This is a genomic window from Streptomyces sp. NPDC058195 (assembly GCF_042883525.1).
Lineage (GTDB): Bacteria > Actinomycetota > Actinomycetes > Streptomycetales > Streptomycetaceae > Streptomyces.
The window spans coordinates 372,854-385,042 of the sequence record NZ_JBHVVM010000003.1 but is presented as its reverse complement, the minus strand read 5'-3'; the positions used below and the strand labels follow the sequence as shown (position 1 = coordinate 385,042).

Here is a 12,189-nt window from a genome sequence, read left to right as displayed (position 1 = left end):
CCCGGTGAGCACCTCTCCGCTCCTGCTCGCCCTGCTGGGCGACGCCCGGCTCCCGTCCGGGGGACACACACAGTCCGCCGGTCTGGAGCCGACGTTGCGGGCCGGTATCGCACCCGCCGAGGTGCCCGCGTACCTGCGTACCCGCCTTCGCACCGTCACCCGCGTGGAGGCGGGCACCGCCGTCGTCGCCCGCGCGGTCGCGGGAAGCGGCGGCGACCTGTCCGACGTCGAGGCCGCCTGGGCCGCCCGGACCCCCAGCCCGGCGCTGCGGGCGAACGGGCGGCGGCTGGGCCGCGGGTACCTACGGGTCCTGCAAGGGCTCTGGCCCGGCCCTGTCGATGCCCGCGCACGCACCTGGTCACGCCCCGTCGTTCTCGGCCTTCTCGCACACCGCGCCGGAATGGACCCGGCCGACGTGGCCCGTCTCGTCGGGTACGACGACGCCCAGACGGTGACCGCGGCCCTGCTCAAGCTCGAACCGCAGGACCCACTGACCATCGCGGCGTGGGTGAGTGAACTCCTCCCGGACATCGAGGAGATGGCCGACGAGGTCGCCCTCCTGCGCCTCCCGGAACAGATTCCCGCCCACGGCGCTCCCCTGATTGAGCGCTGGGCCGAGACCCATGACGCCACCACAGAGAGGCTCTTCAGTGCCTGAGAACGCCACTGCCCCCGCCCGTGCCATGCGCCTGGGCGTAGCCGGCCCCGTCGGCACCGGGAAGAGTTCGCTCATCGCGACGCTGTGCCGGGCGCTGTCCGGCGAACTGCGCCTGGGCGTCATCACGAACGACATCTACACCGACGAGGACGCGCGCTTCCTCAGGAGCGCCGGGGTGCTGGACCCCGAACGGATCCGCCCGGTGGAGACAGGCGCGTGCCCCCACACGGCGATCCGTGACGACGTGACGGCCAATCTGCTGGCGGCCGAGGACCTGGAAGCCGACTTCGGCCCCCTGGATCTCGTCATCATCGAGTCCGGCGGCGACAACCTCACCGCCACCTTCTCGCCCGCTCTGGTGGACGCCCAGCTGTTCGTCCTGGACGTCGCCGGCGGCGGTGACGTCGTACGGAAGGGCGGTCCCGGCATCGCCCGCGCCGACCTGCTCGTGATCAACAAGACCGACCTGGGCGAGCACGTGGGCGTGGACGTCGAGCGCATGACGCGCGAGGGGCGCAACGTACGGCAGGGTGCTCCGGTGGTCGCGCTGTCCCGGCACGACGAGGCGTCCGTGCGGCAGCTGACCGGCTGGGTCCGCGACACCCTCGCCCACTACCGCACCGGCGAGCACACCCCGGTCGATCCGGGCCCCATGGCCCCGCACTTCCACGCGGGCCAGGACGGTGAGGAACCCCACGTGCACACCCACGCGCACGGCCAGGATCCGGCGCGTGCAGGGCAGAGCGCGTGACAGGACCGACCCGCCTGAGCGTCGGCCGCACGGGCAGCCGCAGCCGCGTCCACCGCACGACCGGGCATCTGACGGCGCGGATCATGGAGCAGGACGCACACGGCGCCCGGGTGGGCCTGCTCGCCACCCAGGCCCTGCTGCTGTCCGGCGACGACGTCCGTATCGAGGTGGACGTCGCTCCAGGTGCCTGGCTCGACATCGTGGAGACGACCGGCACCGTGGCGTACGAGGGCGACGCACCGTCATCGTGGGCGATTGACGCCACTGTGGGCGACGAGGCGGTCCTGACCTGGGCGGGCAAGCCCTTCGTGGTCTCGGACGGGATCGCCACCCACCGCGACACCCGGATCCGGCTGCACGGCAGCGCCAGGGTCCTGATGCAGGAGAAGATCGTTCTGGGCCGTGCCGGACAGACCGGCGGGGATCTCACCACGTCCCTGAACGCGACGGACGACACCGGGCCGGTGCAGGTGGAGCACCTCGACCTGACCGGGCAGACTCGCGGGATGCCGGGCGTCCTCGGGAACCTTCGCTCCATGGACACCGTCACCGCCCTGGGATGGTCGCCCGAACCGCCCGGCGAGCCGGAAGCCGGCACCACCGGGCCTGGCGAGACCTACTTCCGTCTGGACCGGGCCGGGGCCGTGCTGCGCTGGATCGGAATCGGCCGGTTCCGCGACCGGCTGTGCGACCTCGCCTTCGCCGCCTGGTGCGAGGAGGCCATGCACGGTCACCGGTCCCGGGGCCACCTCGCTGCACGACGCCCGGGCCACGCCGGAACAGCCGGGCGAAGGGCTGTGCCGACGCCGACCGGCCTCCCCTCGCCGTCATCAGCAGCACCAGCAGGCCCGTAGGCATGCCCTCGGCCGACGGCGGGAACCAGCAGAGAATCGCCGGTTCGTGCTGTCGGCCCCCCGCGCAGGTGATCACTCCTGCCTGTCCGGATCGCGCTGCACCCGTACGTAGCCGCCGAGCATCCCGGGAAACGGGCCACGATGAGCAGGCCGATTGCTCCTGGACTCAGGAGGCCAGCAGAGCACAGGCACTGTTCCGCCGTCTTCGGGCCCCAGGTCGGTACGGACGCGGCGCGTCTGGACGGGGTGACGCCACCGCCCGAGAGAAGGACGGAGAAATCCGCCGCTGCCACCTCCACCACCACGTCCGGCTGCACCAGGACGACATCGAGCAGTTCCGTACTGCCCCACCTCTCCGGGAACGTCCCCCTCCCAAGGACGGGGACCGTCGGCCGACGCCAACCAGTCCGCCACGCTGCGCGCCGCCCGGCTGTTCAAGACGGTGCTCCGCCCGACGTACCGCAGGTGCCCGCCGATGCCGTACCGGCCAGCAGCAGGATGCGAGGGGAGGACAGCGGGCCGGACACCGCGCCCACGATCGACTCCGTGGTTTCCCTGACCCGGTACTTGCGCCAGGCCCGGCGGCCTCGGCTGGTTCCTCGCCGCGGGGGCCGTCGTCCCGGTACCCGAAACCGTGGAACGGCGTGGTGCGGCTGCTGGACGACGATGAACTCGGCAACCCCACCGATCTCGCGGCCGTCCTGCAAGTCCTGGCTCGACTCCGCCACCACGGGTGAGATCTTCCCCCGCTCCGAGGGCTGCGGCGCCGTCGTGAAGTCCCGCTACCACGCCCTGGAGCACCTGCGCCAGATCCCCGCCGACGAGGTACTCGCCCGCCACGAACCCAAAGCCGGCCTGAACAGCCTGCTGGACCACCGCGGGTGCCGCACGGGACGGTGGGACGCACTCGGGACGGCTTCCTCCAGCTTGTCGAGCTTCACGCCCTTCTCGGCTTCGCTGAACCTGATCCTGGGCGGCATGCGGACATCCTGCCGCGCCGGGCGGAGGCCGGCAGGGGTCTCATGAACCCGGAGAACACGAGATGGCCCCGATGCCCGGAGCAGGGCCATCTTCGGTGGCTGTTCAGGAAGCGTGCATGTTGCCGGAACGGGGAGCCTCCCGGTAGGCGACGCTGCGCACCATGGACGCGGGCACGATGTACACGTCCCGTTCCCCACCTCTGTTGCCCGGGGCAGGGACGACGTGGAGGAAACCACCCTCGACGGCTACCTCCACGTTGCTGAAACTGGCGAGCTTGTTGTGTGTGGCTCTCGGGTCGGGGATCAGGCGCTCGGCGAGTTCGAGAGTGATGGCTGTGCGCCATTCGAGCTTGCTCATGGGAAGGCTCCTCGCGTGTTCCGGTGTACCTGGTGGTGGTGCTCCGGCGTGTGGGGTAGCCGGGTCGGGGTCAGCGTCACACAGTGCGCTGACACTCGGGCCGGATCAGACGGATCAGGTCACCTGCTCCAGGTGCCGCGGACGGCGGCGGTGGTGAAACCGGGCCCGAACGCGACCAGCGGACCCTGGGCGCCGTCGTGGGGCGGGGCGGTGTGGGTGCGGGCGAGGATGTCGAGCACGGACGCTCCGCCGGGGTTTCCGCTGTCGGCGAGGGACGCGGAGGAGTGGTGGGCGTCGATGTCGCCGAGGCCGACAGCGGTGGTGACGTGCTTCTCGGGCCGTCCGCCGCGGCGGGTCTCGCAGGCTGGCTCCGGCAACAGCGGTTCCGGATCGGATGGGGGGCTTCGAGGGTGGGCGCCCCCCGGGTGGGCGCCAGGCGGGCACGCAGGGCGGTCGTAGAAAGCATCCGCCGGTGGCCGTGCCCGAGGACGAAGGGCTTCCCGCACGCCGGGCAGCGCACGATGCGCTCGGTCTCGACGCCCAAGCGGTACCAGAGGCAGAGGGCCGTCACCTGCGGGAGCTGTTACTGGGCGCCCTTCGGACGCGTGAGCTGGCGGAAGAACTCCCAGCAGTGACCGGTGATCCGGACGAGATCGGCTTGCTTCCCTCTGCCGGGGCCGCCGACGGCCAGCAAGGCTTCGTCCCTCTTCGCTCGCCGGGCGGCGATGTCGCGGTTGTCGTCCTCGGCGATCGCTCGCACGTCTTCTTCGGTCTCCTGCCTTCGTTGGTCGTCTCCGCAGTGGCCAGCCGCGTCTTGAGGTCGGAGACCTCGGCTTTGAGCCGGGCGGTCCGAGCTTCGCGCGGATCGGGGATCGCCCCCGCATGCTGCGGGGCCTGCGGGCGGCGTACGCGCTCGACGCGGAGGTGAATATGCCGACGGGGGCAGGTCTGACGGGGGAACAGCCGGTCAGAACAGCGTCACGGCCAGTGGCGGTCGGGCCCGCGTCGATCGGGCTCGGCCACCAGGGCTCACATTTCGCAGACAGATAAGAGGCGCGCTGGTGGCAGTGGTGAGCGCGGCGGAGGCAAGCACGGCAGCGGCCTCGGCGGCAAGGTGATCAGCGGCACCGGGATCTTGGTGACCCGGCGTGCATCCGGCAGGGCTGGAAGGCATGGAAACGCGGCTGCGACACCGTGCGGGCCCTCGCCGAGCGCCTGACCAGCGCGGCCTGCAAGGGTGGGCCCCATCGAGCGCAGACCGCACCATATATGGGGGCATCATCATGGGTAAACAGCGCATCACCGTCTGCCTGTCACCTGTCGGTCATGACGGGCTGAAGCAGGCGATCGGACAAGCCATGGCCCCCTTCTGGTACGACCGTGAGGACCGCCCTCACCCGGACTGGGTGGGCGAGTGGAGCTACTGGTTCGTTTCCGGGGCGGGCTGTCTCTTCGACGTACTGACCGGCCACGAGGACGACCCCCGGCTGGTGCGGTGCGACGACTGGACCCAACTCCCCGAGGACCTGCCGCCCTCCCGCTGCCACGGCGGCCCGCGCGGCGTCCTCGACTTCGACACGCCCCGCGCCGCCGAGGCCCGCCGGGCGGCCGACACCTGGACGGCGTATCACGCCTTCGCTGACGGCTACCCGCCCGCGCTGCCTTTCCGTCACTTCGCAGAGCGGGCCAGGAGTCTGGAGCCGGACCACGCCAGGGAGGCCACCGTGGCCGCCTTCCGTGAACAGCCCCTGATCCAGGCGATCGAGGCTGACCCCGCCCTGGAAGAGCGGTTCACCTCCGACCCGGTCCTCCACTTCGACGAGGACCTGGAAACCTACGTGACCCGCCATGTGGCTGACGTGCTGCCCACTCCCGCCCTGCTCACCCTCGACGGGCAGTGGGTGGAGGCCGGCGGCCTCGACTACAAGCGGATGTTCAACGCCTACCTGGACGGCTTGCCCGGCGACACGATGGTCGTACGGGTGCTCTACCACTCGTGACGGCTCAGTGACCCGAGCCAGAGGTCCGCCAGAAATAGGGGGTGACTCTGCCGAGGTTTCGTCGTCATCGGCGCTGGCTCCGTCGGCCCCGTAGGCCTCGCCGTCGCGTCCTGCCTCGTCGGCAGGAGCCCGCGCCCCTTGGTGCTCGAAGCCGGAGACGCAGAGGGGGTCGCCGTACGCGACCGGGCGCAGGTCAGGCTTTCCCCTCCTGGGGCGAGGCTGCTCGACCCGGCTCCCGAGAGCCTCCTCATGGCGAACGACAGGCGGCACCCGGCTGGCACAGCCCTTACCCAACCGGCGGCGAATGGGTCGACGTCTCCCGCCCGCCGTCCGCCCGCCGCCGTACAGCGTTCGGGACAGCCCTTAGGGTCTGGCTCATGACCAGTGACGGAGTAGTGGTGGATGAGGCGGTCCGCGCGGCGTGGTACGCCTACCGGGTCCTGGAGAAGCGGACGCCCGCTGAGGAGCGCCAGCAGGCGCAGCAGCGGGTGAAGGCCGCGATGGACTCCGTCGGCCGTGAAGAGGTCTCCCGGGGCACGGTGTTCCTGGTGGGGGTCCTGACCGGGTACCTGATTGCCGAGCCGCCTGGCGGCGGGGATCAGCTTGACCCGCTCGGCGATCTCATCCCTGCCGTGATCCGCCGGCTTCCTTCCTTCGAGCTGGCCGATCCGGAGCAGGTGCCGATGGCCACCGGTGTCCTCATGGCCGCCGCCATGGGCATGGACACCGTGGCCTGGCGCGACCAGTTCGGGAAGATCCCGCCGGAGGAGGCGATGGTCCACGGCTTCGTACTGTGGCTGCTCGCTGACCTCTTCGACTCCCTGGTCAAAAGGCCCGGGGCCATCGACCAGTTGATGCGCGAGACCTTCGAGGCCATGGGCGTCCAGGGCCACTGACGCCGCCGTGATGCCCGGGCCCGCCCGGGCCGGGCGGGCGACCTGGTGGTGCGCGGCGAGCGCGCGGCGGTAGCCGTTCCGCGTCGCCCGGCCGCGCGTACGTGAGCAGTTCGCTGGTCTTCGGGGGCTGGAGCGGGTGGAGGCGGCTGGAGGTGCCAGCCTCCACCTCGAAGACGACGGGCTCCTCGATCCCGGCCTCGTCCAGGACGAGGTTCAGCCAGGCCGACCTGGACGCCATCGCGTTGGACGCCGGGGAGCCGGACGAACTGCTGGTCGTAGAGCTGCTGTGCTGATCCGAGTCCTCAGCCCGAACCGGCGACCAGCGCCTCGCCGAGCGGGGTGCGCCGGTAGAGCACCGATCGTCCGGACCGGGCGCGGGCGAGCAGTCCCGCGCCTCGCAGGATGGCGAGGTGGTCTCCTACCGCGCCAGGTGTCATGGCGAGGCTGCGGGCGAGGTGGCTGGTACTGGCCGGGGCGTCCAGCGCCAACAGCAGCCGGGCTCGGGACCGGCCGACCAGAGCGGTCAGGGAGTCCGGACGGGGGACGCTCTCCTGTTCGTCCCACAGGGCGGCGGTGCCGCGGGCACGATAGACCAAGGTCCTGGGCCAGGGGTCTTCCAGGTGGGCGGCGATATTCGCGACGAAGACCGAAGGGATCAGCAGGAGCCCGTCGCCGGGGAGGCGGACTGTTCCGACGTGAGGGAAGTGGCCGATCTCGATACCGCCAGCTTGCCAGGCGATGCTCTGGTGCATGCTCTCGATGGCCGTGACCCATCCGTGTTCGCCGATCACACCCACCCGGTGCACGATGTCGCGCTCACAGATCGCCCGCAGTTGCGGCCAGTCCGTGGCGAGCAGCTCGTGCCAGGCCTGGTCCATCGCCTCGGCGATCCTGGAGACGGCGTCCGTCGAGTCCAGCACCGCGCGTACGCGGGGATCACGGGCGGACGGGCCGGTCGCGTTGGTGGCGATTTCGTGGCGGGCCGCTTGCAGCGGTGTGGCCCGGATCATGGCCAGGTCGTCTGCCCAGGTCTGGTTGAGGCCGCGCGGGGGCGGGGCGACGAAGTTCGGTCCGCCCCCGCGCGGGGTGTGCAGGGCGAGAGCGGCGTTCAGTTCGCTCTCGCGGCGGAGCCGTTCGAAGGTCGGCAGCAGCCGGGCGGCCCAGGCTCGCGGCAGCGGCCTGTCCTGGCCGGCGAGTGAGCGCAGCAGGAAGCAGAGGTCCAGCGCGGGCGACAGTGCGAAGCGGCTGCGCAGCAGGCCCTCGACGGAGACTTCGAAGCGCAGCACCCGGGCATGCTACCGCGGCACGTCTGTTCCGATTCGTCCAGCGACGAATCATTGGTGAGTGGCGTGGGCGCGCGCCGAGGCTGGGTGTCATGACTCCCCCCGCCGAGCCCACGCAGGGCGACCACCGTGCCACTTATCGGGAGGTGCTGGCCGAGCCGCGATTCCGGCTGCTCTTCTCCACCCGCACCGTCGCGATCACTGCGGACGCGCTGCGGATCACCACGTTCTCGGTGCTGGTCTTCTCGGCCACTGGCTCCGCGCTGCTGAGCGCACTGGCCTTCGGAATCGGCTTCATCCCGCAGCTGTTCGGCTCGCTGCTGCTGGGCTCACTGGCCGACCGGCTGCCGGCCCGCGCGCTCATCACCGGTGGCTACGCCGTGACGTGCGCCGCCGCCCTGCTGCTCGCGCTGGTGCGGATGCCGGTCGCGGCGAGCCTTGGTGTGGTGGCGCTGGTCGCCCTCGCCACACCGGTGTTTCACGGCGCGTCGAGTCGGCTGGTCGCGCAGTCGCTGGAGGGCGACACCTATGTACTGGGCCGTTCGCTGAACAACATCGGCGCCTCCGGAGCGCAGTTGTTCGGTCTGGCGCTGGGAGGTGCGGCCGTCGCGGTAATCGGCCCGCGCCGGGCGCTCGCGGTCAGCGCCGCCCTCTACCTCGGCTGCGCGCTCGCTGTCCGCATCGGGCTGCCCCGGCTGCAGCTAGGAGAGTCCGGCGACACACCCGGCAGCGCCCGGGGCGATGGCGGCACCGCCCGGGCAAGCCTGCGCGGTGCTGGCCTGCTGCTGCGCAAGCACACGGTGCGACGGCTGATGCTGGCCCAGTGGCTACCCGTCGCGTTCGTAGCGGGCGCGGAAGGCCTGATCGTCGCCTACGCGGGAGGACGCCACTTCGCGCCCGGCAGTTACGCGGTGCTGATGGGCTGTCTGCCGGTCGGCATGCTGGTCGGCGACCTGCTGGTGGGCCGGTTCCTACGGCCACTCACCCGGGAGCGACTGGTAGTCCCGTTGACTGCGCTGATGGGACTGCCGCTGGTCGGCTTCGCTGCCGAGCCAGGAGTGGGCGCCTCGTCCTGTCTGCTGCTGCTCTGCGGCTTCGGATTCGCCTACGGTCTCGGCCTGCAACGGCCCTTCCTGGACGCCCTACCGCAGAATGGCCGGGGCCAGGCCTTCGGTCTGCTCGGTTCTGGCAGCATGACGCTGCAGGGCGTCGGGCCAGCCTGCTTCGGCTCGGTGGCCGCAGGCATCGGAACAGGCGGCGCAATCGCTCTGGCAGGCGGCGCGGCGGCGCTTACCGCTGGCTGGATCCTCACCTGGCACCCGCCCGCCTCCCCGGTCCCCGTCCCGGACGAATCAACGGGATCAGGCAACGGCACCGAACAACGTGCGCGTAGTTTTCCTGCGCAGTAACCGTCGTAGGTCGGGGCGGCCGCGAGCCGTCAGGCACCCCACCCCCGCGCCGACGCATATCTGACAGACAGTCATGTCCGGTAACTCATGCGGAGGCCGCTGAAGTCGCGGGGCCGGAACACAGTGGTGGGCAGCCCCGAGCCGATGCGCTCGCCCATGCCGAGACGGAAGGTGCCGTACGGGTTGGAGTTCGACCAGAACAGCGCGGTCAGCCCGCGCCGGTTCTCGTCCCTCAGCTTCTTCGCCCAGGCGCTGGTTCGGCAGGACGTGCTGCACGAGCAGGGTGGTCACGTGTTCTCCGGACTCCGGGCATCGGCGGCCACGCCCGTGGTGGTAGGTCACGTCTGGCCCTCTGTGGCTGTGACGGTGCGGTCGGTGGCGTCGGGGGAGTGCGGGAATGCCGAGGCTCACGGCCGCGGCGCCACGGTTGCCGGTCCGCATCGGCGCGGCCCTGCAGGCGACTGCGTGAGCGCGATCGCGGAGCGCTCGGCCCTTACGGAATGGACGCTGCCCGGTGCCATGCGGGTACGCTGCCGAGCCTTGTCCCGGTGGAGGCCGCGCGTCTTCACCACCGCGCGGGCAGTGAGGTCCTCCGGCAGGCGAGGACGACACCGCTCAGCTCCGACTTCGTGCTCACGCCCTCACCCCCGTGAAACGTCGCTGGTCACCAGGCACAAGACCAGGACTGCCTTCGGACGAAGCGAGACCTGCTGGCGCAGATGATCCAGCCGCATGGCCAGCAGATAATCCCTCCGCATGGGTCCGTGCGGGACGGATGAACCGCACGGCGAAGGGCCTGCGCAAACTGGCTCAGGCCGGGGCCGCAGGGCCGCAAGCTCTCGCTCTCTTCGTGCCCGGCGCCGGGTACGGGCCTGCTTGACCGGCGCCGGTGCGCTGTCCGGTGCGGGTGGTTCAGGGAATGCGCTGAGAGAAAGTTCCCGCAGCGCCCGGTCTGGCCGGATGGACGCCGTGTTGCCCCGCGCGGCGGGCACCTGGCCGCCGCGCGGGGCGAACACGCTGTTTCGCCTGCAGGTGCTGCTGGTTCCGTCAGAGAGCCGAGGATGACGATCCCAGTACCGATGGGTCCGCTATGGCTTGACGTACTGCCACACCAGCCAGCCGAGCGCTCTTTGCCCGCTGGCGTTGGGGTGAAACGACTCGACCTGCCGGGAGAGGGGGCGGATGCCGTTCACCCACGCCGGGTCGCCGCAGGTCTCGTGATTGCTGAAGGAGGCAGAGGGGTCGACGAAGTCGTAGCCGTACTTTCTCGCCTTGGCGGCGAGTACCGCGTTGAGAGTGCTGGCGGCACGGCGCAGCACCTGATGGGTGCTGCCCGGCCAGGCTCCGTCGGCAAAGCACAGGGGCGTGGACTCGGCCTGGACAACGTGCGGGTAGCCCACCACGACCACCTGGGTGCTGACGCTCTTCCGCATGGTGATTCTGTGGAAGAGCTTCTCGATCCTTCCGGGAAGGATGGCCTGGTACTTCCTGGTGATCGTGTTGATCTTCTGGTTGCACGCATCAGTGCGGTGTCCGGGTCTGTTGTCCGGGATCCCCTGCCGCTCGCTGGTGCCCAACGTTCCCGGAAGCCGGGCGGTCGTCCCTCACACGCCTGGGCCAGACCTGCGTGGCCTGGACGTTCAGAACGGTTTCGCCTGTTCCCGGCGTGGGTTGGGAAACGTCGATGGATTGCTCCGCCGAGGTGGCGCCGGGCTCGCGGGTCCGGCGCCCTCCCGTTTCTTCGCTTCCTGCTTTCTGCTTCCTGGCCCGAGGACCGGGAAGTCCGACAGATGCTCCGCGGGCGTTATGGGTCTCCCCGCCACCACTGGCGACCGATCCTGCTGGGCGCACCGTCGAGCCTGTGCCACCCGCGCCAAGCACGGCGAATGACACGTGTACGACGACATCCGTGAGTCCGCTCCGGCACGGAGGAAGGTCTGCGGCCGCTCGGCGATGTCGGGACGATCAACTCCACCTCGATGGGCGGAGCGTTCAGTTCAAGTTGCTCGACCACGTACCGGATGCTGGACAAGGACCCGTACTGGGCGGACTTCTCCCCGTTCACGCACTGCGATGCCTCCAGAACAACCGTGCCTGCACGGTTGCCGAGCCGTAGCAGACTACTGACTGCTGGTGGGGCACAGCATCAAGCTCCCGCCGCGCCCCACCAGCCACACGCCGCGTTCAGAAGGAGGAATCAGCGATGACCGGCAATCTCGCATGGGTAGCCGATGCCTGGCACAGCGCGAAGCTGAATGCCACCGACCTGTACATCACCTGCGCCCGCGGTCTCAGCCCTCAGCAGCTGGCCGAACGGATAGCCGACCACGGACCCGTCAAGGTTGGCCCCGCTCTCACCATCCAGGAAGCGTCGCGCATGGTCGACCTCGCGCGAACCTACTGCGTCGGCCGCATCGGCCAGAGCGGTGACTGGTCATTCATCGTGGAGTGCGGAGGAAGCGAGGGATGGTCCCTCGACCCGGCAGTGTCCCGCGGCGGCGCCGACGTGCTGATACTCGACCCACGGCCGGATGATCCCCCCTCCTTCTTCACATACCTCGCCGACGGCGAGCTGTGCCTGCACTTCGAGTTGGGCTTCGGCTACGCCCCTGCCGGAACCCAGCCCGGCCTGCTACGCCCAGCGCTGGAAGCTGCCGGGGTCATCCCAGGGGAGGAACGCATCGAGGACCAGCTCGGCGAGGACGAGAGTGAGGAACTCTCGCCTCTCGAAGAGAAGCGCCGAGTGCTGAAGATAGCCGGTGACCACTTCGGGCTCTCACTACCCCAGCACGTGATCGAGAACGGGCGGCTTCCCGCCGTGGTCACCCGCACGTCACCTCCGTCGTCCTGGTGACCATGAGCAGGCCCCGCTTCCCGTGTGCGGGACGTCACGACATACGGGCGGGGTGGTGGGACGCAGCGGGCAGGCGTCAGCGGACCCGCAGCGTGGAAACGGATCCGGGGCGGCCAGCAGATCGTGGACAGCTGCGAAAGCGCCGT

General features: G+C 70.3%; 14 protein-coding genes. 9 read left to right on the top strand and 5 right to left on the bottom strand.

Annotation, left to right across the window (positions count from 1 at the left end; all coding sequences use genetic code 11):
* Nucleotides 1-4: 4 nt before the first annotated feature.
* The 4 genes from ACFVWY_RS05780 (at nt 5) to ACFVWY_RS05765 (ending at nt 3,289) form a co-directional block, all read left to right on the top strand.
* Nucleotides 5-658, top strand: a complete 654-nt coding sequence (locus ACFVWY_RS05780) for an urease accessory protein UreF (RefSeq protein ID WP_389867655.1) — start codon at nt 5-7, stop codon at nt 656-658.
* Nucleotides 624-1,409, top strand: a complete 786-nt coding sequence (gene ureG / locus ACFVWY_RS05775) for an urease accessory protein UreG (protein WP_389867653.1) — start codon at nt 624-626, stop codon at nt 1,407-1,409. The genes ACFVWY_RS05780 and ureG overlap by 35 nt, the downstream gene beginning before the upstream one ends.
* Nucleotides 1,406-2,263, top strand: coding sequence for an urease accessory protein UreD (locus ACFVWY_RS05770; RefSeq protein ID WP_389867651.1), 858 nt, complete (start codon nt 1,406-1,408; stop codon nt 2,261-2,263). The genes ureG and ACFVWY_RS05770 overlap by 4 nt, the downstream gene beginning before the upstream one ends.
* Before the next feature lie 666 nt (nt 2,264-2,929).
* Nucleotides 2,930-3,289 (top strand): hypothetical protein, encoded by a 360-nt coding sequence (locus ACFVWY_RS05765; RefSeq protein WP_389867650.1) that lies wholly within the window; start codon nt 2,930-2,932, stop codon nt 3,287-3,289.
* 57 nt (nt 3,290-3,346) lie between these two features.
* Here the strand turns inward: ACFVWY_RS05765 and ACFVWY_RS05760 are convergent, their stop codons facing one another.
* From ACFVWY_RS05760 to ACFVWY_RS05750, 3 genes are all read right to left on the bottom strand, one after another.
* Nucleotides 3,347-3,601: a hypothetical protein gene (locus ACFVWY_RS05760; RefSeq protein WP_389867648.1), complete on the bottom strand. Its 255-nt coding sequence runs from the start codon at nt 3,599-3,601 to the stop codon at nt 3,347-3,349.
* Nucleotides 3,602-3,720: 119 nt separating this feature from the next.
* A complete protein-coding gene (locus ACFVWY_RS05755; RefSeq protein ID WP_389867646.1) occupies nt 3,721-3,978 on the bottom strand; it encodes a hypothetical protein in 258 nt (85 codons plus the stop codon).
* Between the two features lie 206 nt (nt 3,979-4,184).
* Nucleotides 4,185-4,361, bottom strand: a complete 177-nt coding sequence (locus tag ACFVWY_RS05750; protein ID WP_389867644.1) for a hypothetical protein — start codon at nt 4,359-4,361, stop codon at nt 4,185-4,187.
* A 523-nt stretch (nt 4,362-4,884) separates the two neighbouring features.
* Here ACFVWY_RS05750 and ACFVWY_RS05745 point away from each other — a divergent pair.
* From ACFVWY_RS05745 to ACFVWY_RS05735, 3 genes are all read left to right on the top strand, one after another.
* Nucleotides 4,885-5,601: a hypothetical protein gene (locus tag ACFVWY_RS05745; protein WP_389867642.1), complete on the top strand. Its 717-nt coding sequence runs from the start codon at nt 4,885-4,887 to the stop codon at nt 5,599-5,601.
* Nucleotides 5,602-5,978: 377 nt separating this feature from the next.
* Nucleotides 5,979-6,497, top strand: a complete 519-nt coding sequence (locus ACFVWY_RS05740; RefSeq protein WP_389867641.1) for a hypothetical protein — start codon at nt 5,979-5,981, stop codon at nt 6,495-6,497.
* A gap of 152 nt (nt 6,498-6,649) precedes the next feature.
* Nucleotides 6,650-6,790, top strand: a complete 141-nt coding sequence (locus ACFVWY_RS05735) for a hypothetical protein (RefSeq protein WP_389867639.1) — start codon at nt 6,650-6,652, stop codon at nt 6,788-6,790.
* A 9-nt stretch (nt 6,791-6,799) separates the two neighbouring features.
* On the opposite strand, the gene ACFVWY_RS05730 is transcribed toward ACFVWY_RS05735, so the two are convergent.
* Nucleotides 6,800-7,783, bottom strand: a complete 984-nt coding sequence (locus ACFVWY_RS05730) for an ArsR/SmtB family transcription factor (protein ID WP_389867638.1) — start codon at nt 7,781-7,783, stop codon at nt 6,800-6,802.
* Between the two features lie 89 nt (nt 7,784-7,872).
* Here ACFVWY_RS05730 and ACFVWY_RS05725 point away from each other — a divergent pair, with 89 nt between their 5' ends.
* Complete coding sequence (locus ACFVWY_RS05725) at nt 7,873-9,189, top strand: MFS transporter (protein WP_389867637.1); 1,317 nt, start codon at nt 7,873-7,875, stop codon at nt 9,187-9,189.
* Nucleotides 9,190-10,277: 1,088 nt separating this feature from the next.
* On the opposite strand, the gene ACFVWY_RS05720 is transcribed toward ACFVWY_RS05725, so the two are convergent.
* Nucleotides 10,278-10,766: a hypothetical protein gene (locus ACFVWY_RS05720; protein WP_389867635.1), complete on the bottom strand. Its 489-nt coding sequence runs from the start codon at nt 10,764-10,766 to the stop codon at nt 10,278-10,280.
* Between the two features lie 626 nt (nt 10,767-11,392).
* Between ACFVWY_RS05720 and ACFVWY_RS05715 the strand changes: the two genes are divergently transcribed.
* A complete protein-coding gene (locus ACFVWY_RS05715) occupies nt 11,393-12,043 on the top strand; it encodes a DUF6461 domain-containing protein (protein ID WP_389867633.1) in 651 nt (216 codons plus the stop codon).
* The last annotated feature ends 146 nt before the right edge of the window (nt 12,044-12,189 follow it).

What these genes read in the sequence shown, in the direction of transcription:
- ureG (WP_389867653.1), top strand. Translation starts at nt 624, where the DNA reads ATGACGCCACCACAGAGAGGCTCTTCAGTGCCTGAGAACGCCACTGCC.
- ACFVWY_RS05765 (WP_389867650.1), top strand. Translation starts at nt 2,930, where the DNA reads ATGAACTCGGCAACCCCACCGATCTCGCGGCCGTCCTGCAAGTCCTGG.
- ACFVWY_RS05760 (WP_389867648.1), bottom strand. Translation starts at nt 3,601, where the DNA reads ATGAGCAAGCTCGAATGGCGCACAGCCATCACTCTCGAACTCGCCGAG.
- ACFVWY_RS05745 (WP_389867642.1), top strand. Translation starts at nt 4,885, where the DNA reads ATGGGTAAACAGCGCATCACCGTCTGCCTGTCACCTGTCGGTCATGAC.
- ACFVWY_RS05740 (WP_389867641.1), top strand. Translation starts at nt 5,979, where the DNA reads ATGACCAGTGACGGAGTAGTGGTGGATGAGGCGGTCCGCGCGGCGTGG.
- ACFVWY_RS05725 (WP_389867637.1), top strand. Translation starts at nt 7,873, where the DNA reads ATGACTCCCCCCGCCGAGCCCACGCAGGGCGACCACCGTGCCACTTAT.
- ACFVWY_RS05715 (WP_389867633.1), top strand. Translation starts at nt 11,393, where the DNA reads ATGACCGGCAATCTCGCATGGGTAGCCGATGCCTGGCACAGCGCGAAG.